The sequence below is a fragment of the Sphingopyxis sp. TUF1 genome (genome assembly GCF_036687315.1).
Taxonomy (GTDB): Bacteria; Pseudomonadota; Alphaproteobacteria; order Sphingomonadales; family Sphingomonadaceae; genus Sphingopyxis; species Sphingopyxis kveilinensis.
Window position 1 is genome coordinate 3,068,235 of sequence record NZ_CP144683.1, and the last position, 25,281, is coordinate 3,093,515.

Below are 25,281 nucleotides of genomic sequence, written 5' to 3' on the forward strand. Positions count from 1 at the left end.
AAACGCCGCTTATTGCGCCTCCTGTGACAATGATGAAATTAAATGTCCCAAGTACGAACGGTCGCGTCATATTCGGGCCGCGGGCGTTCGGACAGAGGGCCGCTGGCGGTGCCGAAGAAGAAATAGCCGACAACGCGATCGCCGTCACCCGCGCCGAATGCCGCCGCGACGTCGGGGCTGTAGGCGGCCCAGCCGGTGAGCCAGCTGCCGACGAAACCGTGCGCATGCGCAGCGTGGAGCAGGTTCATGCCGACTGCGCCCGCCGACATCTGTTGTTCCCAGACCGGAATCTTCGCGTCCTTCACGGGGGTGGAAAGGAGGACGAGCAGCGTCGGCGCCTGCTGCGCGAACTGGTCGAGCGCAGAAAGATTGAGGCTCGCGGCGCCGGGATTCTCCTTGACCCACGCGCGCTTGAGCAAATCCGCAAAGGCCGCGCGCTGGTCGTCGGCGACGGTGACGATGCGCCAGGGGGCGAGCTTGCCATGGTCGGGCGTGCGCAGCGCGAGTTCGATGATCGCGCGAAGCTGCGCGGCGTCGGGGCCGGGCGCGACCATTTCGCGCGCTTTGCCCGAGCGGCGGGTCGCGAGGTGGGCGAGGAGCGAGGAGGTGTCGTTGAACATCGCGGCCATGTGGCCTTTTGCGACGGCGAGCGCAAGTGTTGCGAACGGTTCGCAACATTATGCCGCGCGATCACGATAGTTTCGCGCGCAATTAGATTCTTCCCATACGCAATTTTCGCGCTAGGTTGCCCCATTCGCGCGGCGGGGAGCCGCGCCCACGATAATCGGGAAAAGGGACGCTTTGATGAAAGACATGAGCCTCTGGCAGGAGGGCGACTGGATCGCGGCCATCGCGCTGATCGTATTAGCGGGTTTCCTGAGCATCGGTGCGCTGATCGCCACCAGCCGGAAACCCGAGTTCGCAGGCCACCCCAAGGGCCTCTACATGCTTTTCTTCGCCGAAATGTGGGAGCGTTTCTCCTATTATGGCATGCGCGCCATCCTGATTTTCTATCTGACGCAGCACTGGCTGTTCAGCGACAGCAAATCGAGCCTGATCTATGGGGCCTATACCAGCCTCGTTTATATTACTCCGGTGCTCGGCGGCTATCTGGCCGACCGTTATCTGGGCCAGCGCAAGGCGGTGCTGTTCGGTGGCCTGCTGCTGGCCGCGGGGCACAGCCTGATGGCGGTCGAGGGCGTTGGCGGGCAGGATGATCCGACGATCAACGTCTTCTGGGCCGCGCTGGCCTTCATCATCGTCGGATCGGGCTTTTTGAAAGCCAATATCTCGGTGATGGTCGGGCAGCTTTACAAGCTCACTGATACGCGCCGCGACGGCGCCTATACGATCTTTTACATGGGCATCAACGTCGGCGCGGCGCTCGGCACGATCCTGGTCGCCTATCTTGGCCAGACGATCGGCTGGGGCTTTGGATTCGGCCTTGCGGGCATCGGGATGCTCGCGGGTCTGGTCGTGTTCGTGCTGGGCAAGGGCGTGCTGAACGGCGCGGGCGAAGCGCCGGCGCCGCTCGCGAAATCGCGCGAAATGACGATCTACGCGATCGGTTTTGCGTCGGTCGCGGTGATCTGGGCGCTCGTGCAATATCAGGATGTGATCCAGTCGTTGCTCGTCGTCTCGGGCATCGCGCTCCTCGGCTACGTTCTTTACGAGAGTTTGAAGCTCGAAAAGGAACCGCGCGAGCGCATGTTCGCGATCCTGTTCCTTATCAGCCTCAATCCGCTGTTCTGGGGCCTGTTCGAACAGGCGGGCGGGTCGATGAACCTGTTCACCGATCGTTTCGTCGATCGCAGCGGCGTGCCCGCGGGCATCTTCCAGTCGATCAACCCGATCATCATCATCCTGGTCGCGCCGATCTTTGCCGCGCTCTGGGTATGGCTCGGCAAGCGCGGCGCGGAGCCTTCGGCGCCCGCCAAGTTCGGCCTGGCGCTCGCGCAGATGGGGCTGGCCAACCTTGTCCTGGTGTGGGGTGCCGAGGCCTATGGCGTCGCCGCGATGACGCCGGTGTTTCTGGTGTTCGCTTATTATTTCTTCGCGACGACCGGCGAACTCTGTCTCAGCCCGGTGGGACTGAGCGCGATGAACCGGCTGGCGCCGAGCTTCCTTGCGTCGCTCATTATGGGCGCATGGTTCTATATGACCGCGGTCGGCAATTTCGTGGCGGGCAAGATCGGCGAGGCGACCGGCGGTCACGACGGGCAGATGACCAAGCAGGGCCTGCTCGACATCTATGAATTGTTCGGCTGGATATCGATCGGCGCGGCGGTGGCGGTGCTGCTCGTCAGTCCGATCGTCAAGCGCTGGATGCACCTCGATACGCTGCGCGACCGCGACGACGGTCTGGCGGGCGTTGGCGAGGCCGAGGCACAAGCGGCGGGTATCCATCCCGAACCAAAAAGGGCGTAATCCATGAAGACTGGTGTGAAAGGCAGCCTGCTGGCTGCGGTGTCGCTGGCGCTTGTCGGCTGTGCGGCGACGGGCGGCAGTGCGGCGTCGGCGGGGGACAAGCCCGCGGCGAACGCCGAGAAGCCGACGAAGTTCGACAAAAACCCCTATCCATCGACCTACAAGCCCTATGCGGGGCGGCCGACGGCTGTGCGCGGGGTGACGATATTCGACGGCGAAGGCGGGCGGATCGACAATGGCGTCGTGATCTTCGCAGGCGGCAAGGTTGAAGCGGTCGGCGGCGCCGATACGGCGATCCCGGCGGGGTATGACGTGATCGACGGGACGGGCAAGGTTTTGACCCCGGGCATCATCGACATCCACAGCCACCTTGGCGATTACCCGTCGCCCGGCGTCGACGCGCACGACGACGGCAATGAGGCGACGTCGCCGACGACGCCCGAAGTCTGGTCCGAACATAGCGTGTGGCCGCAGGATCCGGGGTTCAGCCGCGCGCTGGCGAACGGCGGCGTGACCGCGCTCCAGATTCTGCCGGGCAGCGCAAACCTGATGGGCGGGCGGTCGATCACACTCAAGAATGTGCCCGCGCGCACGGTGCAGGGGATGAAGTTCCCGGGCGCGCCCTATGGCCTGAAAATGGCGTGCGGCGAAAATCCGAAGCGCGTCTATGGCGGCAAGGGGCGGATGCCCTCGACCCGCATGGGCAATTTCGCGGTCAACCGCGCGACCTGGGCGAAGGCGGTCGCGTACAAGAAGAAGATGGACGACGGCAAGGCGGTCGATCGCGACCTGGCGATGGAAACGCTCGCCGGCGTGCTGTCGGGCGAAATCCTGATCCACAATCACTGCTACCGCGCCGACGAAATGGCGCTGGTGATCGATATGTCGAAGGAATTCGGGTACAAGGTATCGACCTTTCACCACGCGGTCGAAAGCTACAAGATCGCCGACATATTGGCGAAAGAGGGCATTTGTTCGGCGATGTGGGCCGACTGGTGGGGCTTCAAAATGGAAGCCTATGACAGCGTGAACGAGAATATTCCGCTGGTCCACAATGCAGGCGCGTGCACGATCGTCCATTCGGACGACGCGAACCAGATCCAGCGGCTCAATCAGGAAGCGGCCAAGGCGCTCAAGGCCGGGCGCCGCATGGGCATCGACGTCAGCGACGCCGTGGCGTGGAGCTGGCTGTCGTACAATCCCGCCAAGGCGCTGGGCATCGCCGAGCAGACGGGCAGCCTGAAAGCGGGCAAGATGGCCGACGTCGTGCTGTGGAACGGCAACCCGTTCAGCGCCTATACGCGGCCCGAAAAGGTCTGGATCGACGGCGCGCTGATGTTCGACGCGATGGACCCCAAACGGCGGCCGGTGAGCGATTTCGAACTGGGACAGCCGGGTGAAGGAGATGTGAAATGAGCAAGCCCTTCACCGCCTTTCCCTCCCGTTTGCATCGAGCGAAGTCGAGATGCCCATCGTTCGTGCGCGCCTTCGGGGTGTCTCGACTTCGCTCGACACGAGCGGGGTTGGGGAGTGCGCTGGTTGCAGCCTTGGCGTTTGCCGCACCCGCCGCCGCCCAGGACATCGCCATCACCAACGCCAAGCTCGTCATCGGCGACGGAAGCGCGCCGATCGATGGCGGCACGGTCGTCGTGCGCGGGGGCAAGGTCGTTGCGGCGGGTGCGGGCGTCGCCGTGCCTGCGGGCATCGAACGCGTCGACGCCGAGGGCCGCTATGTGACGCCGGGCATCGTCGCGGCGTTCAGCCGTGTCGGGCTGACCGAGGTGGATGCGGTCAGCGGCACCAACGACCGTTCGGCGCCGCGCACCCGATTTTCGGCGGGGCTCGACATCGCGCCTGCCTTGAACCCGATGGGATCCCCGGTCGCGGTCAACCGCGCGTCGGGCGTGACGCGTGCGATCGTCGCGCCGAGCGGAAGCAGCAATTTGTTCGCCGGGCAGGGTGCGGTTGTCGACCTGGCCGACGACATGGACATGGTAACCAAGCCGCGCGCACTGCAGTTCGTGGCGTTCGGTGAGGACGGGTCGGCGAAGGCGGGCGGCAGCCGCGCCGCGACCTTCCTGCTGTTCCGCGAACAGTTGCTGGCGGCGCGCAGCTATGCCCGCAATCCCGCGGCGCTCGCCGAATGGGGCAATGACGCGATGCTCCAGCGCGCCGATGCCGAGGCGCTGGTGCGGTTAATCGACGGCACGACGCCGTTGTTCGTGCGCGTCGACCGCGCCGCCGACATCGTCAATGTGCTGAAGCTGAAGGGCGAGTTCCCGGCGATGAAGCTGGTGCTCGTCGGCGTGACCGACGGCTGGCTCGTCGCGCGCGAGATCGCCGCGGCGAAGGTGCCGGTGCTCGTCTCGCCGCTGAGCGATCTGCCCGACAGTTTCGAGCGACTGGCGGCGACGCAATCGAACGCCGGGCGGCTGAAAGCCGCGGGGGTCGATGTGTCGGTCGGCGTGTTCGACGACGATGATGCGCACAAGATGGGCTATGCGACGCAATATGCGGGCAACCTCGTCGGATTGGCCCGCGTTCCCGGCGCGAGCGGGATGACGTGGGATCAGGCCTTTGCGTCGATCAGCAGCGCGCCAGCGCGTGCGGTCGGCATGGAGGGCAGCATCGGATCGCTGCGCCCCGGCCGCGCCGGCGACGTCGTGATCTGGGACAATGATCCGCTCGAGCTTGGCAGCCGTCCGACCGCGATCTGGATCGACGGCAAGGCGCAGTCGCTGACCACGCGGCAGGATCGCCTGCGCGATCGCTATGCGACGCCGCAGGAGGGCGCGTTGCCGAAGGCGTATGACCGGTAGAAAGAATTGCTTTGCGTCATCCCGGCGAACGCCGGGATTTCGTCGTTGGATGAGAATGCAACGGTGAGATCCCGGCCTTCGCCGGGATGACGTTCGGGGCATATCGCGCCTACCGCCCTGCATTATGTTGACGATGTTATCTTTGTGGTTCACGATGTTGTCACCGCAAACATCGCGACTCGCCTGAGCGGTCATCGGGCCGGGACGCGGACGGATTGACGATCAACGAGGGGGTCCGCCATGCAACCGATGTCGCTGTTGATTACCACCTGCATCCTGTTCGTTGGCACTCACTTGCTATTGTCGCATCCGCTGCGCGCCGGGCTGGCGAGCCGACTGGGCGAGCGCGGGTTCCAGATCGTCTATTCGATCGTCGCGATCGCTACCTTCATTCTGGTGGTGCAGGCGTGGCGGGGGATGCCGCCCGAGCCGCCGTTATGGGCGGTCGGCGATGGCTTGTGGATCATAGCGTCACTGATCGTGCTGTTCGCGAGCATTTTGTTCGTGGGGTCGCTGGTCGGCAACCCCGCGCTGGCGGCGCCGGGCGCCGAAAAAGCCGCGCGGGCCGCGCCGCGCGGCGTGTTCGCGATCACGCGGCACCCGATGATGTGGGGTTTTGCCCTGTGGGCGCTGGCGCATGTCATGGTGATGCCGACGCCGGGGCAGATCATGTTGTCGGCGACGATCGCTTTCCTCGCGCTCGCCGGATCGGCGGGGCAGGATGTCAAGAAGGCGCGGCTGATGGGCGACGCCTGGCGCGGCTGGGCGGCGCGAACGAGCTTTATTCCCTTTGCACGGCAGACAAGCGGCGCGGCGTCGTGGGCCGAAACGATCCCGCGCCCGCATGCGCTGTTCGGCGGGATCGTCGTCTGGCTTGCCGCGACCTGGGCGCATGGCGCGCTCGGCTATATGGTCGCCGGGATATGGCGCTGGATCGGATAGCCGCAGCGTGAACGCCGACACGCACCTCAACGACCTGTCGCTGCGGCTGCTCGGCCGCGCGTTCGACGAGCTCGATGCCGAGGAAAGCCGGGTGGTGCAGGCGATCGCGCAGCGCGCGCCGACGAGCCGCGATGCCGCCGACCTGGGCGATGCGCAGGCGAGCGCGGGCGACCGGCTGGCCGACCGCGTCGCGGCGGTCGGCGGGTCGTGGGGGTTCATCATCGCCTTTGCCGTCGTGCTGCTCGGCTGGATGTTGCTCAATTCGCAGGTGCTCCAGCGTTTCGGAATGGCCTTCGACCCTTACCCGTTCATCTTCCTCAACCTGATGTTGTCGACGCTTGCCGCGATTCAGGCGCCGATCATCATGATGAGCCAGAACCGGCAGGCCGCGAAGGACCGGCTGACTGCCCGCGTCGATTATGAGGTCAACCTGCGCGCCGAGCTGGAGATCATGCGGCTGCAGCACAAGATCGATGCGCTGATGGAGAAGGTCGATGCGTTGGGGGCGCGGGGAGATGCGGGCGGGGCGTCGTAGGAGTGCGCGGCCTGTCCGCTTTGGGGTGGTGAGCGGACGTAAAATCCTCCCTGTCGCGAAGCGATGGGGAGGTGGCAGCGCGGAGCGCTGACGGAGGGGCTTTGGCGCTCCCGTCGCAGCCCCTCCACCACGCCCTTCGGGCGCGGTCCCCCTCCCCATGGCTTCGCCACAGGGAGGACTAAGGACCGCAACCGGTCGCCACCGCGCGCAACCTTACCGCCGCACCATCCGCATCCCGATTTCACCATAGCGCGGGCCGCTGGTCCCGCCCTTCGGCGCCGCGGCGTCGATCGTGGCGAGGTCGTCAGCGGTCAGCGTGACGTCGACGGCGCCGACGCTGTCCTCCATCGTCGCGCGGCGCTTGGTGCCGGGGATGGGGACGATGTCCTCGCCTTGCGCGAGCAGCCAGGCGAGCGCGACCTGCGCCTTTGACACGCTGTGCTTGCCCGCGACCGCGCCGATCGCATCGACGATCGCGAGGTTGGCGGGCAGGTTTTCGTCCGAATAGCGCGGATCATTGCGGCGCCAGTCAGTCTCGGGCAATTCGTCGCGGCTGCGCACCGCGCCCGCGAGGAAGCCGCGGCCGAGCGGCGAATAGGGAACGAAGCCGATGCCATGTTCGCGGCAGACGGGCAGGATATCGTCCTCCACATCGCGCTCCCAGATCGAATATTCGCTTTGCAGCGCGGTGATCGGCGCGGCCTTTGCGGCGCGGCGGAGCGTTTCGGGGCCGGCTTCGGACAGTGCGATGTGGCGGACCTTGCCCTCTTTGACCAACTCCATCATTCCGCCGACCGTCTCCTCGATCGGCACATCGGGATCGACGCGGTGCTGGTAGAAAAGGTCGATCGTGTCGATACCGAGCCGCTGGAGCGAGCCCTCGCAGCTTTTGCGCGCATTGTCAGGTGATCCATCGACGCCGGTGATCTGCGTGCCTTCGAAGCGGAACCCGAATTTGGTCGCGATGACGAGCCCCTCGCGCTTGCCCCTGATCGCCTGTCCCAGCAGTTCCTCGTTGCTGAACGGGCCATAGATTTGCGCGGTGTCGAAAAAGGTGACGCCGAGGTCGATCGCGCGGTGGATGGTGCGCGTCGATTCATCGAGGTCGGCGGCCTCGCCATACAGGATATTGCCGCCCTTGATCATCGGCATACAGCCGATGCCGATCGCCGAGACGCTGAGGCCATGGCCAAGATTGCGGTATTTCATCGATCGTCTCCTGCGGGCTCGTCTTCAACGCCGTCGGCGGCATATTTGGTCGCGGCGACGTCGCCTATCACATTGCCGAGGGTGCGGAAAATATCGGGAAAGGTCTCGACCGCGACGAGCAGCCCCAGCGGTGCGACGGGGACGCCCATCGATACCGCGATCGGCGCGATCGAGGTCACGAAGCTGATCGATCCGGGCAGGCTGACCGAAGAGAGCGCCGCGGCGATCGCCACGGCAAGCCCGACCGCCATTTCCCACGGCGTGAGCTCGATCCCGAACAGCCAGGCGACGTAGATGACGACCGCGAGGTTCATCGCCGGGCTGGTAAAGCGGAACAGCGCGACCGCGAGCGGCAGCACGACGTCGGCCTTTTTCCGGTCGACGCCGAGATCTTCGGACGCCGCCAGCATGGCGGGCAGGCTGGCGAGCGAGCTTTGCGTGCTGAGCGCGACGGCGAGCGTCGGCACCATCGCGCGGGCGAAGCGCGGCAGGGGAACGCCGACAACGATCCAGGCGAGAAGCAAGCCGAGGATGAGGCAGCAGATGCCGATTCCCGCGAGGATCAGCACATAATGGACGAGACCGCCGAATGCCGCGACCCCCGCTTTCACGGCCAGCGCATAGCCCAGCGCGAAGACGCCGATCGGCGCGAGCGCGAGCACCCAGCCGATGACGATCAGCATTGCGTCGCCCAGCGCCTTGAACAGGCCGGAGAGCGTTGCGCGCTGAACGGGGTCCAGCTTGGTGATGGCAAAGGCAAAGATGGTGGTAAAGACGATCAGTGGCAGGATCGCCGTTTCGGCCGCCGCAGCGACCGGGTTGGTCGGGATCAGCGACAGAAGGAAATCGCCGAATGTCGGCGACGCTCCCGCCTGGGCCGCGCCGCCCAATCCCTCGCGCAGCGCCGCGGCGGCGCCTGCCGACAAGGGGAACAGGCGCAGCAGCAGCGGCGTCATCAGCAGCGACATCAGGCCCGTCAGGGTGATGGCGCCGAGGAAGATCATCACGGCGCGAAAGGCGAGCCGCCCCGCGCGCGCAGCGTCGGCGGTCGCGGTGATGCCGGTGATGAGCAGCGCGACGACAAGCGGTACGATCGTCATCTTGAGCGCGTTGAGCCAGAGCAGACCCACCGGCTCGACAAAGGGCAGCGACGCGGTGCCGGCATCGGGCGCCACCAGGTCGATGGCGATCCCGAGCAACATGCCGGCGACAAGCGCCGAAAGGATAAACCAGGCAGATTTCAAGATGGATTCTCCCCGCGTGTCATTTGGGCCTGCTTGCCAAGCAATTGAGCGTGACTTAGAGCAGCTTGCAGACGAAACGGGAACCGGTTTTTGGGCCGGACCTGCTCCCGCGGGAGGCGTCCCGCCAAGGCAATGCTCCGAGCGGGCCGCGGATCGAACGACAGAGGTGACATGCGCAAATTTTTCGGAACCGACGGGATTCGCGGGCTGACGAACAAGGTCCCGATGACCGCCGAGGTCGCGATGCGCGTCGGCATGGCGGCGGGCGCGCATTTCCTGCGCGGGCAGCACAAGCACCGCGTCGTGATCGGCAAGGACACGCGCCTGTCGGGCTATATGCTGGAAAATGCGCTTGTTGCGGGATTCACGAGCGTCGGGATGGACGTGGTGCAGGTCGGCCCGATGCCGACCCCGGCAATCGCGATGCTGACGCGCTCGATGCGCGCCGACCTGGGCGTGATGATTTCGGCGAGCCACAATCCGTATCAGGATAACGGGATCAAGCTGTTCGGCCCCGACGGTTACAAGCTGTCCGATGCCGACGAAGCGGAGATCGAACGGCGGCTGGGCGAAGAACCGCAACTGGCCGAACCGGCGCATATCGGCCGTGCGAAGCGGATCGACGACGCCCGCGGGCGCTATATCCACGCGGTGAAGCAGAGCCTGCCCGAAACGGTGCGTCTCGATGGACTGCGCATCGTCCTCGATTGCGCGAACGGTGCTGCCTATAACAGCGCGCCGACGGTGTTCTGGGAACTGGGCGCCGATGTGGTGGCGATCGGCGTGTCGCCGAACGGTGTTAACATCAACGACAAATGCGGATCGACTGCACCCGCGCTGCTCCAGGAAACGGTGGTCGCGAGCGGCGCCGACATCGGCATCGCGCTCGACGGAGACGCCGACCGGCTGATCGTCGTCGACGAAAAGGGCCGACTTGTCGATGGCGACCAGATCATGGCGCTGATCGGCGCAAGCTGGGCGCGGCAGGGGCGGTTGAAGGGCGGCGGCGTCGTGGCGACGGTGATGTCGAATCTGGGGCTCGAGCGCTTTCTGGAAGGGCAGGGGCTGCGGCTCGAGCGCACCAAGGTTGGCGACCGTTATGTGCTTGAACGGATGAAGGAAGGTGGCTTCAACGTCGGCGGCGAGCAATCGGGGCATATGATATTGTCCGATCATGCAACGACGGGCGACGGCACGCTGGCCGCGCTCCAGCTGCTGGCCGAGCTCGTCACGGCGCAAAGGCCGGCGAGCGAGTTGCTCCATCAGTTCGATGCCGTGCCGCAGCTTTTGAAGAATGTCCGCTTTGCGGGCGGCAAGCCGCTGGAGGACAGCAATGTCATCGTGGCGATTGCCGAGGGCGAGGCGGCGCTGAACGGCCGCGGGCGCCTTGTCATCCGCCCGTCGGGCACCGAACCCCTGATCCGCGTGATGGCCGAAGGCGACGATGCGGGCGAAGTCGAGCGCGTCGTCGACATGATCTGCGACGCCGTGCGCGCCGCTGTTTGACAAATTTTACCTAACTGAAAGAGACACGATATGCTTGAAATGCGACCCGATTGCGAACGCTGCGGACGCGATCTGCCCGCCGACATCCACGGCGCCTTCATCTGCTCGTTCGAATGCACTTTTTGCGCGAACTGCGCCGACAAGCTCGACGAGCGCTGCCCCAATTGCGGCGGCGACCTGCTCGACCGGCCGCTTCGCGAAGGCGCGGCGCTGGCGAAGTTTCCGGCCTCGACGGAGCGGAAATACAAGGGGTGACGCTTTTCTCTCTTCGTCATGCCGCACCCTTCGGCCGGCTTGATCCGGCATCCATCTCCGCACCGGCGCCATGGATCCCGCATCAAGTCCGGGGCGGCGAGTTGGTATGGGCCGCTCTATGACCCCGCGCGTCCTGATTATCGCCGGATCGGACAGCGGCGGCGGCGCGGGGATTCAGGCCGACATCAAGGCGGTGACGATGCTCGGCGGCCACGCGATGACCGCGATTACCGCGATCACCGCGCAGAACACGCTGGGCGTGCAAGATGTGCATCCCGTGCCGACCGCGATGGTGCTGGCGCAGATCGACAGCGTTGTCGCCGACATCGGTGTTGACGCTGTTAAGATTGGTATGATCGGCAGCGCGGAAACGGCGGCGGCGGTGGGCGAGCGGCTGGCGCGTCCCGACCTGGCCGAGGCGCCGTTGGTGTTCGACCCGGTGATGGTCGCGACGAGCGGATCGGTGCTCGCCGACGCGGCGACGATCGCGGCGTTCCGCGCGCTGCTGCGGCGCGCGATGGTCGCGACGCCCAACCTGCCCGAACTCGAAGCGCTGGGCGGCGAGGAGGCGGTGCTCGCGCATGGCTGCTCGCTGCTGATCAAGGGCGGCCACGGCGCGGACGCGACCGTGACCGACCGCCTGCTCGAACCCGGCGAGGGTGAGGTTGCGCGCTGGGAAGCGCCGCGGATCGACACGCCGCACAGCCATGGCACCGGCTGCACGCTCGCGAGCGCGATCGCGTCCGGGCTGGCCGGGGGAATGCCGCTGGAGCCGGCGATCGCGCGCGCGCGCGATTTCGTACGGCTGGCGTTGCTCGACGCGCCGGGACTGGGGCAGGGGCACGGCCCGATGGGGCAGCAGATGGTGCGCAACGACGGGCTGTTCACTGGCCCCGCGCTCAACCAGATCACCTTGCCCGCGCGCGATTATGCGGCGTCGGTGGCCTTCTACAAGCAGCTGGGGCTGACGCAGATCGTCGATAGCCCGGGCAATGGATATGCACGCTTTGAGGCGGCGAACGGCGTCACGCTGTCGATCCACGTCGGCGAAGGCGATGCGGGGGGAGCGGCGACTTATCTGGAGAGCGGCGCGCTCGATGCGTGGGTGGCCTATCTCGCGCGGCGCGGGGTGCGCTTCGACCAGATGCCGAAGGATGAGGACTGGGGCTGGCGCGAGGCACGATTGACCGATCCCGCCGGGAACCGGCTGTGCCTGTATCAGGCGGGCGAATATCGGAGGTATCCGCCGTGGCGGGTGTAGCTCCCCTCCCGCTTGCGGGAGGGGTCGGGGGAGGGCATGGTTCGAGAATGCTCGCCTTCGACAGGCCCTCCCCTAACCACTCCCGCAAGCGGGAGGGGGACACATGATCGTCGGCGTCGACGAAGCCGGACGCGGGCCGCTCGCGGGGCCGGTGGTCGCCGCGGCGGTGCTGCTGTGCGAGGGCGGCATCGTGGGGCTCGACGATTCGAAAAAGCTCAGCGCCAAACGCCGCGGTGAACTTGAGATCGAGATCAAGGCGCGCTGCCGCTGGGGTATCGGCGAAGCCAGCGTTGTCGAAATTGACAGTGTTAACATATTGCAGGCGACCTTCCTGGCGATGACGCGTGCGGTCGAGGCCCTGGGGTTCGAGCCGCAGGACATATGGGTCGACGGCAATCGCCTGCCCAAATGGCGTTACAGCGCGCGCGCGATCGTCGGTGGCGACGCGCTGCACCCGTGCATTTCGGCGGCGAGCATCCTGGCGAAGCAGCATCGCGACCGTTTCATGGCGGCGGCCGCGCGCGATTTCCCGGATTTCGGGTGGGACAGCAACATGGGTTATGGCACGGCCCGCCACCTTGCGGCGCTGCGCCAGCACGGCCCGACGCCGCTCCACCGGACCAGCTTTGCCCCGGTTGCGCAAATGCAGTTGATTTGACGCTCGGCAACCCCGCCGCGCGCGAAGATTTTTTTGGCAGGTGAGTCCCCGCCGCCACACCACCAGTGGTTGAGTCTCTGCGCTGTGCAAGACTCCATATGTCGTGGGGGACTCGTTTCGTTCCTGTCCCGTTAACCATTATGACACCCGGAATCCCTAGAATCCGTGGCTTGACGGCGGACTCTGCCGGACTCATCAGGGGCTTCTTTCGATCGAAGAGCGGGGTGATGCATGGGTGTGATGGAACGGGTGAAGGCGCCGGCGACGAAGCAGCGGACGCCGAAGATCGCCCCCGCGGACCTGCCGCTCGACTGCATTTTGCAGGGCGATTGCGTCGAGATGATGCGCAGCCTGCCCGCGGCGTCGGTCGACATGATCTTTGCCGATCCGCCCTATAATCTCCAGCTCGGCGGCGACCTGCTTCGCCCCGACGGCAGCCAGGTCGATGCGGTCGACGATGATTGGGACAAGTTCGACAGTCTGGCGACCTATGACCGCTTCACCCATGCGTGGCTGAAGGAAGCGAAGCGCATTTTGAAACCCGGCGGCAGCATCTGGGTCATCGGCAGCTATCATAATATCTTCCGCGTCGGCGCGGCGTTGCAGGACCAGGGTTACTGGATCCTCAACGACATCGTGTGGCGCAAGGCGAACCCGATGCCCAATTTCAAGGGCACGCGCTTTACCAACGCGCATGAAACGCTGATCTGGGCGTCGATGGGCGAAAAGGCGCGCTATACGTTCAATTATCGCGCGATGAAGACGCTGAACGACGAGCTTCAGATGCGCAGCGACTGGCTGATCCCGATCTGCGGCGGACAGGAGCGGCTGAAAAAGGGCGGGCACAAGGTCCACCCGACGCAAAAGCCGGAAGCGCTGCTCTATCGCATCCTGCTCGCCTGTTCGAACCCCGGCGACGTGATCCTCGATCCCTTTTTCGGTACCGGCACGACCGGCGCGGTCGCGAAGCGACTGGGGCGGCATTATATCGGCATCGAGCGCGAGGATGATTATATCGCCGCGGCGAAAGAACGCATCGAACTGGCGCTGCCGCTCGACGAGAGCGCGGTGAAGACGATGATGGCGCCGAAGGCGGCGACGCGTGTTGCGTTCGGTACGCTCGTCGAATGCGGGATGATCGCGCCGGGCACGGTGCTGACCGACACGAAACGCCGCTGGAAAGCGAAAGTGCGCGTCGATGGCAGTCTCGATTGCGAAGGCCAGGCGCCGGGGTCGATCCACAAGGTCGGGGCGGGGGTGCAGGGCGCGCCGAGCTGTAACGGCTGGACCTTCTGGCATGTCGATACGGGCAAGGAATTGCGGGTGATCGACGCGGTGCGGCAGGATTGGCTGCTGGCGAACGAGGCTTAGGCGCAAAGAATGATCGTCGCCCCCGCGAAGGCGGGGGCCGCTATAGGCTTTGCGCAAGGTTGCCAGCGGCCCCCGCCTTCGCGGGGGCGACGCATTTACGGGGAAACGCATGTTCGCACCATTGACCAAGCTCGACCTCGGCGCTGCATCGGCGGATGCAAAAATCTATCTCCGCCCAACCTGCTTCGTCGATCGCCCGCACGAGCTGGACGAGGGCGCGTTGCGCATCGCCGACACGATGGTCTGGTTCGCAGCCTGGCACGTCAGCCTGCGCAACAGTGCTGCGGTTCGTTCGGCGATCGTTCCGGTAGCCGAACTCGGCGACTGGATCGCGGCAATGCCCGATCGGCTGGGCGAAATGGCGCAAGCACAGCGCGCAGGCATCGCCCGGCCGCGCGGCAATCTCCAGCTCGGCGAACGCACGATCCGGCTGGGCGAGCCCCAGCTGATGGGGATTTTGAACGTCACCCCCGACAGTTTCTCCGATGGCGGCAAGCATATCGACGCCGCGGCGGCGATCGACGCGGGCTTTGCGATGGGCGCCGCGGGCGCGGCAATCATCGACGTTGGCGGCGAATCGACGCGGCCCGGCGCGCCGCTGATCTGGGAAGGCGACGAGATCCGGCGCGTCGAGAGCGTCGTTGCGGCGCTGGCGAAGGGCGGGGTCGCGGTGTCGATCGACACGCGCAAGGCCGCGGTGATGGAGGCCGCGCTCGCAGCGGGGGCGGGCATCGTCAACGATATTTCGGCGCTGCGCTATGACGACCGCGCGATGGAGGTTGTCGCGCAGGCGCGGTGCCCGGTGGTGCTGATGCACGCGCCGTCGGCCAAGAGCGATCCGCATGAGGGCGGGGCTTATACGAACGTCCTGTTCGACGTGTACGACATGCTCGCCGAGCGCATCGCGGCGTGCGTCGCGGCGGGGATCGACCGGTCGAAGATCATCGTCGATCCGGGGATCGGCTTCGGCAAGGGGGTGGGCGACAATCTGGCGCTGGTGAACGGGCTGGCGCTGTTCCACACGCTCGGCTGTCCGATATTGTTCGGCGCGAGCCGCAAGCGGATGATCGGCGCGCTCGACAATGAGGCCGCGGCTGACCAGCGGCTCGGCGGGACGATTGCGCTGCATTATCAGGCGGCGGCGCACGGCGCGCAGCTGCTGCGTGTGCACGACATTGCCGAGAACCGGCAGGCGCTGCGGGTGTGGCGCGGTTTGCGGGATGCTGCGTTGACGGCCTGAAATCAGGCCGCGGTGTCGATCCCGAGATCGCTCAATTTGCGATAGAGCGTCGAGCGGCCGATGCCGAGACGGCGCGCGACTTCGCTCATGCGGCCGCGGTAGTGGCCGATCGCGAGGCGGATGACGTCGGCTTCGATCTCTTCAAGCGGACGCAAATTGCCGTCGGGCAGATAGAGCGTGACGCCGATCGCCTCGCCGTTGATCGCGACATCGCCGTCGCTGGCGGTGCCGCCGCCGAGCGTCGCTTCGATCGCGCGGAAATCGGCGGCGGTCAAGACGTCGGTTGTGCTGGCGACCGCGGCGCGGAACAGCACATCCTGAAGCTGGCGGACATTGCCGGGCCAGGCATAGGCGGCGAGCAGGCGTAGCGCGTCGTCGGTGATGCCGATCGGCCCCATGCCCGGCAAGCCGCCGATGCGCGCGAGCAGATGGCGCGCGAGCGGGCCGACGTCGCCGCGGCGTTCGGACAGCGAGGGCAGCGTGAATTGCGCGCTCGACAGGGCGTAGAACAGGTCTTCGCGGAAATGGCCCGCCTCGATCAGCTTGTCGAGCGGGCTGGTGCTGGTGGCGATGATGCGTACGTCGACGGTCTGGCGGATCGACCCGCCGATCATCTGCACTTCGCCCGATTTCAGGAATTCGACGAGCTTCGCCTGCGTTTCGAGCGGGATGCATTCGACATGGTCGATGATGATGCTGCCGCCATCCGCCTGCACAAGCCGGCCGACCTGGCGGTCGAAGGCGCCGGGGAAGGCGCCGCGTTCGTGGCCGAACAGCCCCGATCCGATCAGGCCCGGCGACACCGCCGAACAATCGACCATGACGAGCGGACCGCGCGCGCGCGGGCTGGCGCTGTGGATGGCGCGCGCAAAGACTTCCTTGCCGGTGCCGGGCTTGCCGTTGATCATCACCGGCACGCGCGCGCGGGCGGCCTTGGCGGCAATGGCGAGCGCGCTGCGGAAATTGGGGCTCGAGCCGATGATTTCCTCGAACGCGAGCGGCGCGCGCAGCTTTTCGGTGAGCGGGCGCAGCTCGCCTTGCGGGCCGCTGTCGGCCATCACGCGATCGAGCGCTTCGAGCAGGCGGTCGGGCGCGATCGGTTTTTGCACGAAGTCGCTCGCCCCGGCGCGCATCGCGGCGACCGCGACCTCGACGCCGTTGCGCATCGTGATGACGACGAGCGGCAGCGCGGGGCGCCAGCGGCGCAGCTCGATCACGAATTGGGCGATGTCCATGCCCGGCGCGCCCTGATCGACTAGCACGGCGTCGAGGGCCATGCCTTCCTGCGTGCCGAGCTTGGCAAGCGCGGTGTCGGTGTCGGCGGCGATCATACTGCGCCAGCCGCCGCGCGAGACGAGCGCCGACAGAAAGCGCTGCTGTGCAGGCTCGCTATCGACAATCATCACCATTCGCGTGTCGCGCGTGCTTGCCATCGTTTCGAATCTGCCCCCTGGAGCGCCATGGATATGGTCGGTGTCGTGAACGGCTTGTGTATCGGCGATGGGTAAAAGGGCGATTAAGGCCATTCGCCTTTTAGAGAGCGCCCGGACGATCGAGCCAAACCGGCTATTGAGCATCGCCATGGGCGTGGCTAAGACCGGCGCGACAGCCGATTCTGGCGATTCCGGGCGGCGCGCTGGGCGCGGGCGCCGGGACGGGTGAAGGGGAAAAGCGATGGCACAACAGGAAATGAAGGCGGCAAACGAAACCTATTCGGGTTTCCTCGGCTTGCTGAAGGTCGGATCGATCCTGACCGCGATCGTGACGGTGGTCGTCGTTCTCCTGATCGCGTCCTGACCTGTCCGGCATGCGCATCGCTGTCCTGAAGGAGCTCGCTCCCGGCGAGACCCGCGTCGCCGCGACCCCCGAAACCGTGAAAAAGTTCATCGGGCTGGGCGCCGAAGTTGCTGTCGAATCGGGGGCAGGCGAAGCGGCGTCGGTCGCCGATGCCGACTATGCCGCCGCGGGCGCCAGCGTCGGCGACCGCGCCGCGACGCTGAAAGGCTCGAACATCATCCTCGCCATCCAGGGGCCCGACCCGGCGAGCCTCAAAGGCTTTGCCGAGGGCGCCTGGCTCGCCGCCGGGCTCAACCCGTTCGGCGAGCGTGCGCGCGTCGATGAATATGCAAAGCTGGGGATCGAGGCGCTGGCGATGGAGTTCATGCCGCGCATCACGCGCGCGCAATCGATGGACATCCTGTCGAGCCAGGCGAACCTCGCCGGTTACAAGGCGGTGCTGATGGCGGCGAGCGCCTATGGCCGCGCCTTTCCGATGATGATGACCGCCGCGGGCACGGTGAGCGCCGCCAAGGCGTTCGTGATGGGCGTCGGCGTCGCGGGCCTTCAGGCAATCGCAACCGCGCGGCGTTTGGGCGCGCAGGTCAGCGCGACCGACGTGCGCTCGGCGACCAAGGAACAGATACTCTCGCTTGGCGCCAAGCCGATTTTCGTCGAAAATGTCGCGGGGATCGAAGGCGAGGGTGCGGGCGGCTATGCCACCGAAATGTCCGACGAATATAAGGCGGCGCAGGCCGAACTCGTGTCGTCACACATCGCCAAGCAGGACATCGTCATCACCACCGCGCTGATCCCGGGCCGCCCCGCGCCGCGGCTGATTTCGGACGCGCAGCTCGCGACGATGCGGTCGGGTAGCGTGATCGTCGACATGGCGGCCGAAAGCGGCGGCAATGTCGAAGGGTCGGTGTCGGGCGAGGCAAAGCGCATCCACGGCGTCACCGTGATCGGCGCGAAAAATATCGCGGCGCTGATGCCCGCCGACACGAGCGCGCTGTTCAGCCGCAACCTGTTCAACTTCCTCTCGGCCTTCTGGGACAAGGAGCAGGGCAAGCCCGTGCTCGACGAGGAGATCGGCAACGCCGTGCGGCTGACGCAGGGCGGCAAGGTCGTGAACGAGCGATTGTTGGGGTAACCGAACCATGGGCTTGTTCAGCGCTGGCAACATCGACGTATCGCGCGCACAGGCCGAGTTTCAGGCGTGGCTGATCGACGGCGAGCAGGTGCTCGCCGCGTTCCGCACGATTCGCGACACGGTGCTGCTGACCAACTACCGCTTCATTTTCGTCGATGTGCAGGGGCTGACGGGATCGAAGAAGGATTTTCAAAGCATTCCCTGGCGGTCGGTGACGCGCTTTTCGTTCGAGACCGCGGGTACCTTCGATCTCGATGCCGACATGAAGGTCTGGGTTTCGGGTGCCGCGACGCCGCTCGAGGTCAAGATTTCGCGCAAGAGCGACCCGCAGCGTATCCATCAGCTGATGACGCGCCTGATCGTCAGCCGCTGACGATAATGAAAAATGGCCGTTTTTGGCCTTTTCTTCGTCGGTCGGCTGGCTACTATGGGGCCTTAGCCCATATGTTTGAACAACCGGAGATTGCCCGATGCCGCGCGCGAAACCTGTCGCTCTTCCTTCGCTTGTCCTGACCGCCGCGCTTTCGCTGGGTCTTGCCGCGTGCAGCAGCGAGCCCGAAACGACGACCAAGACCGAAACGGTCGGCGATGCGATCGGCGCCGACGCGGCGGCGGGCGGGATGGCCGCCGACAAGACGATCGCCGACAATATCGCGAGGTCGTCGATTCACACCTCGCTCGCCGCCGCGCTGACGCAGGCCGGGCTGGCGCAGACCCTGGCGGGCGCAGGGCCCTTCACCCTCTTCGCCCCGACCGACGCCGCCTTTACGCAGGTGCCGCCGGTGACGCGCGACGAGTGGATGCGCCCGGGGCAACAGAGCGTGCTTGCCGGCGTGCTCAACTATCATGTCGTTCCGGGCAAGCTCACGGCGTCCGACCTGAGCGCGCAGATCGACGCCGCGGGTGGGCAGGTCACGCTGAAAACCTCCGATGGGCAGGAGCTTGTGGCGCGGAAATCGGGCGATTCGATCCTGCTCACCAGCGCGTCGGGCAACAAGGCGATCGTTACGCAGGCCGATGTCGAGCAGGCGAACGGCATTATGCATGTGATCGACGCGGTGCTGCTGCCGCGGATGTAGGGGGGGTGCCCTCGCGCCCCCAAGATGGCGCGGCGCGGGGCAGGTTTAGACCGAAGCTAGTCGTCGCCCCCGCGAAGGCGGGGGCCGCTGTCGGTTTACGCAGCGACGTAGGAAAAGGTCGATGGCGGCCCCCGCCTTCGCGGGGGCGACGTTCTGAGGCAGTGTTTGATCACGCAGGCCAAAACCTCCACCGACGAAATTTTATGTCTCGTCGCACCCGCATTCCTTGCTTCACAAAACATAGGCGCTTCTTTTTTGACAGCTTAGGAGTCGACAGGCTGGCATCGTCACGGCAAGAGGTGCGCCAAGCGGAATCAGCAGGGGAGCGCGCCGTGGATTTTATCGCCATTTTTTCGATTTTCGTGCTGGCGTGCTTCGTCGGCTATTTCGTCGTCTGGTCGGTGACCCCGGCGCTGCACACGCCGCTGATGAGCGTCACCAACGCGATTTCCTCGGTCATCATCGTCGGTGCGCTGATCGCCGCGGCAGCGGCGGGATCTGCGACGTCGAAATGGCTGGGCCTCGCGGCGGTGGTGATGGCGAGCATCAATATCTTCGGCGGTTTCGCGGTCACCGCGCGCATGTTGGCGATGTACAAGAAGAAGGAGCGCTGAGATGGAATTTCAGTCGATCCTAGCCGCCGCGGCTGGCGGCCACGGCGCCGTGAATCCCTGGGCGGCGATCGCCTATCTGATCTCGGGCGTCTTCTTCATCCTCGCGCTGCGCGGCCTGTCGTCGCCCGCCTCGTCGCAGCGCGGCAACCGCTTTGGCATGATCGGCATGACGATCGCGGTTGTCACGACCTTGCTGACGCATGTCCCGCGGCTCGATGGCGGGGCGCTCGATAGTGTTGCGCTGATCGAAATCCTCGCGGCGATCGGTATCGGCGCGGTCATCGGCATCGTCATGGCGCGGCGTATCGCGATGACCGCGATGCCGCAGCTGGTCGCGGCATTCCACAGCCTTGTCGGCCTCGCCGCCGTGGCGGTTGCGGCGGCGGCCTATCTCAATCCACAGGCGTTCGGCATCGCCGATGCCGCGGGGCAGATTTACACGGTCAGCCGCATCGAAATGGGGCTCGGAATCGCGATCGGTGCGATCACATTTTCGGGATCGGTGATCGCCTTTCTCAAGCTCAACGGCAATATGTCGGGCGCGCCGATCATGCTGCCCGCGCGGCATGTCATCAACCTCGGCACGCTCGCGGCGATCATCGGTCTTGTCGCCTATTTCACCTTCGACCAGTCGCCATGGGTGTTCTGGACGGTCACGGGCCTCAGCTTCCTGATCGGCTTCCTGCTCATCATCCCGATCGGCGGCGCCGACATGCCGGTCGTCGTGTCGATGCTCAACAGCTATTCGGGCTGGGCCGCGGCGGCGATGGGCTTCACGCTCGGCAATACCGCGATGATCATCACGGGCGCGCTTGTCGGCTCGTCCGGCGCGATCCTGTCGTACATCATGTGCCGCGCGATGAACCGCAGCTTCATCAGCGTGATCGCCGGCGGCTTCGGCGGCGACGATGCGGCGGCGGGTGCCGGCGGCGCGAAGGAACAGCGGCCGTGGAAGCCGGGCAGCGCCGACGACGCCGCCTTCCTGATGAGCCAGGCCGAAAATGTCATCATCGTGCCCGGTTACGGCATGGCGGTGGCGCAAGCGCAGCACGCGCTGCGCGAAATGGCCGACCTGCTCAAGAAAGAGGGCGTGAACGTCAAATATGCGATCCACCCCGTTGCGGGGCGAATGCCGGGACATATGAACGTGCTGCTCGCCGAGGCGAATGTGCCCTATGACGAGGTATTCGAGCTGGAGGACATCAACGGCGAGTTCGCGCAATGCGACGTCGCGTTCGTCATCGGTGCCAACGACGTCACCAACCCGTCGGCCAAGACCGACAAATCGTCGCCGATCTACGGGATGCCCGTGCTCGACGTTGAAAAGGCGAAGACGGTGCTGTTCGTGAAGCGCTCGATGGGCGGGGTCGGCTATGCCGGCGTCGACAACGACGTGTTCTACATGGACCAGACGATGATGCTGCTCGGCGATGCCAAGAAGATGGCCGACGACATCGTGAAAGCGCTGAACGGCGGGGGGCACTAAGTTGCACGTCGCCCCCGCGAAGGCGGGGGCCGCTATCGGCCTTGCATAAGGTTTCCAGCGGCCCCCGCCTTCGCGGGGGCGACGATTTTAAAGAGGACCGAATATCCAAATGCGTAAAATCGGCCTGATTGGCGGGATGAGTTGGGCATCGACCGAGCTTTATTACCGCCATCTCAACAAGGGGGTGCAAAAGCGCCTCGGCACCGCCTGTTCGGCGCCGATCCTGATGGAGAGCCTGAACTATTGCGACCTGTCGCGGATCACGACCGACGCGCAATGGGATCATGCCAGGGCGGTGCTGATCGCATCGGCGCAGCGACTGGAGGCGGCGGGCGCGACCGCGCTGATGATCGCCGCCAATTCGATGCACAAGGTGGCGGAAGATGTCGCCGCCGCAATCACGATTCCGCTGCTCCATATCGTCGATGAGACGGGCGAGAAGATGAAGGCCGACGGCGTCAAGGCCGCGGCCGTGATCGGCACGCGCAACGTGATGACCGAGCCCTGGTTCCGCCAGCGGCTCGTGCGCCACGGGCTGACGCTCGCACCCTATGACGCAACGCGCGCCGACGAAATCGACCGGATCATTTACGAAGAGCTGATGCTGGGCAAGGTCAACGAAGCGTCGCGCCGCACGATGAAGACCTTTATCACCGACATTGCGAAGCAGGATATTCAGGCGATCGTGCTCGCCTGCACCGAGCTGGTGATGCTGGTCGATCCCGATGCCAATGTCCTGCCGATTTACGACACGACGCGGATTCATGTCGCGGCGGGGGTCGATTGGATCTTGGGCGGGGGGTGATCGAAAAATCCTCCCTGTCGCGAAGCGATGGGGAGGGGGACCGCCCGCGAAGCGGGTGGTGGAGGGGCTTCGACGGCCGCGCCATTAGCCCCTCCGTCCGCGCTTCGCGCTGCCACCTCCCCATCGCTTCGCGACAGGGAGGACCAAACTAGCCGATCTTCGTCCACGTCACTGTGCGGCAAATGACCGAAACGCAGCCTTTCATCATCATCTTGTCGCCTTTGACGCTGAGATGCGCCTTGTAATAGCGGCCGTCTTCGGGGCTGTAGCCCTGACCCTTCCAGACGTTGCCGTCGGGGGCGAGATCCCAATAGATGCGCAGGCCCGTGACCTTGCGGCCGCGCTTGGCCTTGTCGGGGTTGCGTTCGTCGAGCTGGCCGCCCGCGGGCTGCTTGATCAGCAGGCGCTCGATATGGCCGCACATGTTGGCGCCGCACGGCGTCATCACGACGATGCCCTTGCCGTCGTCGGTTTTCCAGCGGCCCGCGAGGGCGGGCGGCGCGGCGGCGAGCGAGGGACCGGCGACAAGGGCGGCGAGCGCCAAGGCATAACGGTGAAACAATGCGACCTCCCCGGATTAGCTACAGCCATGTCAGCAACATGGCTTGGCATTGCCGCAGTCTTGCACCATGCTGGCAAAAAACAAGGGAGAGTCTGATGCGATTCCATCATCTCGTCGTGTCTTTTGGTCTTGCACTGGCTTTGGCGACGCCTGCGGCGGCCAGGACGATCGGCGTGGCGGCCGATGCCCCCGACGCCAACGAAAAATTGCAGGAGGCGCTGATCCTCGCGCAGCCGGGCGATGTGGTCGAACTGGGCGCGGGGGTGTGGAAGCTGACCGACGGGCTGTCGCTCGACGTTGCCAATGTGACCGTGCGCGGCGCGGGGACGGGCGAGGGCGGGTCGATCCTCGACTTTTCGGGACAGCAGGGCGCGGGCGAGGGGCTGCTCGTCACATCCGACGATGTGCTGCTCACCAATTTTGCCGTGCTCAATACGAAAGGCGACGGCATCAAGTCGAAGGGCGCCGACCGTATCGTCTATCACAAGCTGCGCGTCGAGTGGACCGCGGGGCCAAAGGCGACCAACGGCGCCTATGGCATCTATCCGGTCGAAAGCACCGATGTGCTGGTCGACAGCGTCTATGTCCGCGGCGCGTCGGATGCGGGCATCTATGTCGGCCAGTCGAAGAATATCGTCGTGCGCGAATCGGTCGCGACTGAAAATGTTGCGGGGATCGAGATCGAGAACAGCTACGACGCCGATGTTCACGACAATATCGCGAACCGCAACACCGGCGGCATCCTGGTGTTCGACCTGCCCAGCCTGCCGATGCAGGGCGGGCACAATGTCCGCGTCTTTTCCAATATCATCAACGATAACAGCGTCCCCAACTTCGCGCCCGCGGGCAATATCGTCGCGAGTGTGCCGACGGGCACCGGCGTGCTGGTGATGGCGAACCGCAATGTCGAGATTTTCGACAATATTTTCGACCGGAACGGCACCGCCAATGTGATGATCGTCGGTTACCGCTACGAGCATAAAGACCCGAAATATCAGCCGTTGCCGCGCGCGATCGTCGTGCGCGACAACCAGCATGGCAAGGCGGGCTATGCCCCCGCCTTCCCCGGCGGCGCCGAGATTGCCGCGGCGATGGGCGGCACGCTTCCGCCGGTGCTGTGGGACGGGTCGGGCGACGCGATCGTCAACGACGATGTCGGCGTGCTGTCGCTGAACCTGCCCGACATGGCGATGCCGCAAAGCGCGGCAAAACCTTCGCCCGCCGACCTGAAAGACACGGCGCCCGCGCCGCTGCCGGGCATCACGCTGCCCGCGAGTATGGAGGCGAAGATCCGGTGAAGCGCGTCGTTGCCGCGATCGCCGCGGCGTTGCTGAGCAGTAGCGGCGGCACGGCGCTTACCCCGCCGACCGTCGACGAGGCGCTGGTCGAAAGCGACGCGATGCCCGCGAAGCTCTCCGCCTTCGGCCTGTTTCGCGGCAATGATCCGCTCCGTCCGGTGGCGGGCATCGCCTATACGCTGCGCACGCCCTTGTTCAGCGATTATGCCGACAAGCATCGGTTCATGCTGATCCCGGATGGAAAAAAGGCTGCGGTGGGGGCCGATGGCGCCATCGACTTTCCGGTCGGCACGGTGCTGGTCAAGAGCTTCGGCTGGAGCGACGTTAACGCCGGGCGCCCGGTCGAAACGCGGCTGCTGATCCGCCGCGCCTCGGGCTGGGCGGCGCTGCCCTATATCTGGGATGCCGATGGCAAGGATGCGACGCTGGCGCTGGGCGGGCGGCGCGTGCCGGTGAGCTTTGCCACCGCCGCGGGCGAGCGGCATTCGATCCGCTATGCCGTGCCGAACAAGAATCAGTGCAAGGAATGCCACAGCCTGAACGGCGAAATCGTGCCGATCGGGCCCAAGGCGCGCAATCTCGTGCTCGACCCCGCCGCACCGGCGGCGCTGCGCGCGCGCTATTTCGCGCAGCCCGCTGCGCTGGAGCCAGCGATGCCCGTGTGGGACGATGCGACCAGCGGCAGCGTTGCGGAGCGCGCTCGCGCCTATCTCGACGTCAATTGCGCGCATTGCCACAATCCGGCGGGCAGCGCGTCGAACAGCGGGCTGTTCCTGCGCTGGACCGACGATGCCGCAGGCGTGAACTATGGCATCGGCAAGCGCCCGACCGCGGCGGGGCGCGGCAGCGGGGGCATGGATTTCGCGATTGCGCCGGGAGCGCCGGATCATAGCTTCATGATCTATCGCCTCCAAAGCACCGATCCCGGCATTGCGATGCCCGAGGTCGGGCGGTCGACGGTGCATAAGGAGGGTGCGGCGCTGCTGCGGCAATGGATTGCGGAAATGCCGGAGGGTGGTTCGCGCTGACCCGCCTAAATGT

Annotated in this window: 25 protein-coding genes; 20 read left to right on the plus strand and 5 right to left on the minus strand. The window is 65.6% G+C overall.

Features of this window, described 5'->3' with window-relative positions; all coding sequences use genetic code 11:
- Nucleotides 1–38: 38 nt before the first annotated feature.
- Nucleotides 39–620, minus strand: coding sequence for a nitroreductase family protein (locus tag VSX77_RS14385; RefSeq protein ID WP_338427282.1), 582 nt, complete (start codon nt 618–620; stop codon nt 39–41).
- A gap of 184 nt (nt 621–804) precedes the next feature.
- On the opposite strand from VSX77_RS14385, the gene VSX77_RS14390 reads away from it, so the two are divergent.
- The 5 genes from VSX77_RS14390 to VSX77_RS14410 all read left to right on the plus strand — a co-directional run bounded on the left by VSX77_RS14390 (nt 805) and on the right by VSX77_RS14410 (nt 6,723).
- Nucleotides 805–2,427: a peptide MFS transporter gene (locus tag VSX77_RS14390; protein ID WP_338425292.1), complete on the plus strand. Its 1,623-nt coding sequence runs from the start codon at nt 805–807 to the stop codon at nt 2,425–2,427.
- 3 nt (nt 2,428–2,430) lie between these two features.
- Nucleotides 2,431–3,843 carry an amidohydrolase gene (locus VSX77_RS14395; protein ID WP_338425293.1) on the plus strand — a complete coding sequence of 471 codons (1,413 nt, stop codon included), beginning with the start codon at nt 2,431–2,433 and terminating at the stop codon, nt 3,841–3,843.
- A 131-nt stretch (nt 3,844–3,974) separates the two neighbouring features.
- Nucleotides 3,975–5,246 carry an amidohydrolase family protein gene (locus VSX77_RS14400; protein WP_338425294.1) on the plus strand — a complete coding sequence of 424 codons (1,272 nt, stop codon included), beginning with the start codon at nt 3,975–3,977 and terminating at the stop codon, nt 5,244–5,246.
- A gap of 240 nt (nt 5,247–5,486) precedes the next feature.
- Nucleotides 5,487–6,188 (plus strand): NnrU family protein, encoded by a 702-nt coding sequence (locus VSX77_RS14405; RefSeq protein ID WP_338425295.1) that lies wholly within the window; start codon nt 5,487–5,489, stop codon nt 6,186–6,188.
- A gap of 7 nt (nt 6,189–6,195) precedes the next feature.
- Nucleotides 6,196–6,723: a DUF1003 domain-containing protein gene (locus tag VSX77_RS14410; protein WP_338425296.1), complete on the plus strand. Its 528-nt coding sequence runs from the start codon at nt 6,196–6,198 to the stop codon at nt 6,721–6,723.
- A 213-nt stretch (nt 6,724–6,936) separates the two neighbouring features.
- On the opposite strand, the gene VSX77_RS14415 is transcribed toward VSX77_RS14410, so the two are convergent.
- Together VSX77_RS14415 and VSX77_RS14420 are read right to left on the minus strand one after the other, a co-directional pair.
- Nucleotides 6,937–7,932 (minus strand): aldo/keto reductase, encoded by a 996-nt coding sequence (locus tag VSX77_RS14415; protein WP_338425297.1) that lies wholly within the window; start codon nt 7,930–7,932, stop codon nt 6,937–6,939.
- Nucleotides 7,929–9,176: a dicarboxylate/amino acid:cation symporter gene (locus VSX77_RS14420; RefSeq protein WP_338425298.1), complete on the minus strand. Its 1,248-nt coding sequence runs from the start codon at nt 9,174–9,176 to the stop codon at nt 7,929–7,931. Before VSX77_RS14420 ends, VSX77_RS14415 begins: the two co-directional genes overlap by 4 nt.
- A gap of 171 nt (nt 9,177–9,347) precedes the next feature.
- On the opposite strand from VSX77_RS14420, the gene glmM reads away from it, so the two are divergent.
- From glmM to folP, 6 genes are all read left to right on the plus strand, one after another.
- The gene (gene glmM / locus VSX77_RS14425) at nt 9,348–10,682 is read left to right on the plus strand and encodes a phosphoglucosamine mutase (protein WP_338425299.1); all 1,335 of its coding nucleotides are present in this window, start codon (nt 9,348–9,350) and stop codon (nt 10,680–10,682) included.
- A 30-nt stretch (nt 10,683–10,712) separates the two neighbouring features.
- Nucleotides 10,713–10,937: a DUF1272 domain-containing protein gene (locus tag VSX77_RS14430; RefSeq protein WP_338425300.1), complete on the plus strand. Its 225-nt coding sequence runs from the start codon at nt 10,713–10,715 to the stop codon at nt 10,935–10,937.
- A gap of 118 nt (nt 10,938–11,055) precedes the next feature.
- Entirely contained in the window at nt 11,056–12,198 is a 1,143-nt protein-coding gene (thiD, locus tag VSX77_RS14435; RefSeq protein WP_338425301.1) for a bifunctional hydroxymethylpyrimidine kinase/phosphomethylpyrimidine kinase, read from the plus strand.
- Between the two features lie 103 nt (nt 12,199–12,301).
- The gene (locus VSX77_RS14440) at nt 12,302–12,856 is read left to right on the plus strand and encodes a ribonuclease HII (protein WP_338425302.1); all 555 of its coding nucleotides are present in this window, start codon (nt 12,302–12,304) and stop codon (nt 12,854–12,856) included.
- A gap of 231 nt (nt 12,857–13,087) precedes the next feature.
- A complete protein-coding gene (locus VSX77_RS14445) occupies nt 13,088–14,227 on the plus strand; it encodes a site-specific DNA-methyltransferase (protein WP_338425303.1) in 1,140 nt (379 codons plus the stop codon).
- A 109-nt stretch (nt 14,228–14,336) separates the two neighbouring features.
- Nucleotides 14,337–15,467: a dihydropteroate synthase gene (folP, locus tag VSX77_RS14450; protein WP_338425304.1), complete on the plus strand. Its 1,131-nt coding sequence runs from the start codon at nt 14,337–14,339 to the stop codon at nt 15,465–15,467.
- A gap of 2 nt (nt 15,468–15,469) precedes the next feature.
- Here folP and VSX77_RS14455 read toward each other — a convergent pair whose 3' ends face one another.
- A complete protein-coding gene (locus tag VSX77_RS14455; RefSeq protein WP_338425305.1) occupies nt 15,470–16,900 on the minus strand; it encodes a sigma-54-dependent transcriptional regulator in 1,431 nt (476 codons plus the stop codon).
- A gap of 241 nt (nt 16,901–17,141) precedes the next feature.
- Between VSX77_RS14455 and VSX77_RS14460 the strand changes: the two genes are divergently transcribed.
- The 7 genes from VSX77_RS14460 to VSX77_RS14490 all read left to right on the plus strand — a co-directional run bounded on the left by VSX77_RS14460 (nt 17,142) and on the right by VSX77_RS14490 (nt 22,380).
- On the plus strand, nt 17,142–17,264 hold the full coding sequence (locus VSX77_RS14460) for an aa3-type cytochrome c oxidase subunit IV (protein ID WP_338425306.1): 123 nt from the start codon (nt 17,142–17,144) through the stop codon (nt 17,262–17,264).
- A 10-nt stretch (nt 17,265–17,274) separates the two neighbouring features.
- On the plus strand, nt 17,275–18,396 hold the full coding sequence (locus tag VSX77_RS14465; RefSeq protein ID WP_338425307.1) for an NAD(P) transhydrogenase subunit alpha: 1,122 nt from the start codon (nt 17,275–17,277) through the stop codon (nt 18,394–18,396).
- Nucleotides 18,397–18,403: 7 nt separating this feature from the next.
- On the plus strand, nt 18,404–18,769 hold the full coding sequence (locus VSX77_RS14470) for a PH domain-containing protein (RefSeq protein WP_338425308.1): 366 nt from the start codon (nt 18,404–18,406) through the stop codon (nt 18,767–18,769).
- A 97-nt stretch (nt 18,770–18,866) separates the two neighbouring features.
- Nucleotides 18,867–19,475 carry a fasciclin domain-containing protein gene (locus VSX77_RS14475; protein ID WP_338425309.1) on the plus strand — a complete coding sequence of 203 codons (609 nt, stop codon included), beginning with the start codon at nt 18,867–18,869 and terminating at the stop codon, nt 19,473–19,475.
- Between the two features lie 332 nt (nt 19,476–19,807).
- Nucleotides 19,808–20,089 carry a proton-translocating transhydrogenase family protein gene (locus tag VSX77_RS14480; RefSeq protein WP_120219471.1) on the plus strand — a complete coding sequence of 94 codons (282 nt, stop codon included), beginning with the start codon at nt 19,808–19,810 and terminating at the stop codon, nt 20,087–20,089.
- 1 nt (nt 20,090) lies between these two features.
- Nucleotides 20,091–21,575, plus strand: a complete 1,485-nt coding sequence (locus VSX77_RS14485) for an NAD(P)(+) transhydrogenase (Re/Si-specific) subunit beta (protein WP_338425310.1) — start codon at nt 20,091–20,093, stop codon at nt 21,573–21,575.
- Nucleotides 21,576–21,684: 109 nt separating this feature from the next.
- A complete protein-coding gene (locus VSX77_RS14490) occupies nt 21,685–22,380 on the plus strand; it encodes an aspartate/glutamate racemase family protein (RefSeq protein WP_338425311.1) in 696 nt (231 codons plus the stop codon).
- 148 nt (nt 22,381–22,528) lie between these two features.
- Here VSX77_RS14490 and VSX77_RS14495 read toward each other — a convergent pair whose 3' ends face one another.
- Nucleotides 22,529–22,942, minus strand: a complete 414-nt coding sequence (locus tag VSX77_RS14495) for a DUF2147 domain-containing protein (RefSeq protein WP_338425312.1) — start codon at nt 22,940–22,942, stop codon at nt 22,529–22,531.
- A gap of 95 nt (nt 22,943–23,037) precedes the next feature.
- Here VSX77_RS14495 and VSX77_RS14500 point away from each other — a divergent pair, with 95 nt between their 5' ends.
- Both VSX77_RS14500 and VSX77_RS14505 read left to right on the plus strand, forming a co-directional pair.
- Nucleotides 23,038–24,240 (plus strand): parallel beta-helix domain-containing protein, encoded by a 1,203-nt coding sequence (locus VSX77_RS14500; protein ID WP_338425313.1) that lies wholly within the window; start codon nt 23,038–23,040, stop codon nt 24,238–24,240.
- Nucleotides 24,237–25,268 (plus strand): SO2930 family diheme c-type cytochrome, encoded by a 1,032-nt coding sequence (locus VSX77_RS14505; protein WP_338425314.1) that lies wholly within the window; start codon nt 24,237–24,239, stop codon nt 25,266–25,268. The genes VSX77_RS14500 and VSX77_RS14505 overlap by 4 nt, the downstream gene beginning before the upstream one ends.
- Nucleotides 25,269–25,281 lie beyond the last annotated feature (13 nt).

Bases quoted from the DNA above. Each gene is read 5' to 3' on its own strand.
- VSX77_RS14430 (WP_338425300.1), top strand. From the start codon at position 10,713: ATGCTTGAAATGCGACCCGATTGCGAACGCTGCGGACGCGATCTGCCC.
- VSX77_RS14390 (WP_338425292.1), top strand. From the start codon at position 805: ATGAAAGACATGAGCCTCTGGCAGGAGGGCGACTGGATCGCGGCCATC.
- VSX77_RS14405 (WP_338425295.1), top strand. From the start codon at position 5,487: ATGCAACCGATGTCGCTGTTGATTACCACCTGCATCCTGTTCGTTGGC.
- VSX77_RS14500 (WP_338425313.1), top strand. From the start codon at position 23,038: ATGCGATTCCATCATCTCGTCGTGTCTTTTGGTCTTGCACTGGCTTTG.
- VSX77_RS14465 (WP_338425307.1), top strand. From the start codon at position 17,275: ATGCGCATCGCTGTCCTGAAGGAGCTCGCTCCCGGCGAGACCCGCGTC.
- thiD (WP_338425301.1), top strand. From the start codon at position 11,056: ATGACCCCGCGCGTCCTGATTATCGCCGGATCGGACAGCGGCGGCGGC.
- VSX77_RS14415 (WP_338425297.1), bottom strand. From the start codon at position 7,932: ATGAAATACCGCAATCTTGGCCATGGCCTCAGCGTCTCGGCGATCGGC.
- VSX77_RS14460 (WP_338425306.1), top strand. From the start codon at position 17,142: ATGGCACAACAGGAAATGAAGGCGGCAAACGAAACCTATTCGGGTTTC.
- glmM (WP_338425299.1), top strand. From the start codon at position 9,348: ATGCGCAAATTTTTCGGAACCGACGGGATTCGCGGGCTGACGAACAAG.
- folP (WP_338425304.1), top strand. From the start codon at position 14,337: ATGTTCGCACCATTGACCAAGCTCGACCTCGGCGCTGCATCGGCGGAT.
- VSX77_RS14445 (WP_338425303.1), top strand. From the start codon at position 13,088: ATGGGTGTGATGGAACGGGTGAAGGCGCCGGCGACGAAGCAGCGGACG.
- VSX77_RS14475 (WP_338425309.1), top strand. From the start codon at position 18,867: ATGCCGCGCGCGAAACCTGTCGCTCTTCCTTCGCTTGTCCTGACCGCC.
- VSX77_RS14470 (WP_338425308.1), top strand. From the start codon at position 18,404: ATGGGCTTGTTCAGCGCTGGCAACATCGACGTATCGCGCGCACAGGCC.
- VSX77_RS14490 (WP_338425311.1), top strand. From the start codon at position 21,685: ATGCGTAAAATCGGCCTGATTGGCGGGATGAGTTGGGCATCGACCGAG.
- VSX77_RS14455 (WP_338425305.1), bottom strand. From the start codon at position 16,900: ATGGCAAGCACGCGCGACACGCGAATGGTGATGATTGTCGATAGCGAG.
- VSX77_RS14440 (WP_338425302.1), top strand. From the start codon at position 12,302: ATGATCGTCGGCGTCGACGAAGCCGGACGCGGGCCGCTCGCGGGGCCG.
- VSX77_RS14395 (WP_338425293.1), top strand. From the start codon at position 2,431: ATGAAGACTGGTGTGAAAGGCAGCCTGCTGGCTGCGGTGTCGCTGGCG.
- VSX77_RS14485 (WP_338425310.1), top strand. From the start codon at position 20,091: ATGGAATTTCAGTCGATCCTAGCCGCCGCGGCTGGCGGCCACGGCGCC.
- VSX77_RS14385 (WP_338427282.1), bottom strand. From the start codon at position 620: ATGTTCAACGACACCTCCTCGCTCCTCGCCCACCTCGCGACCCGCCGC.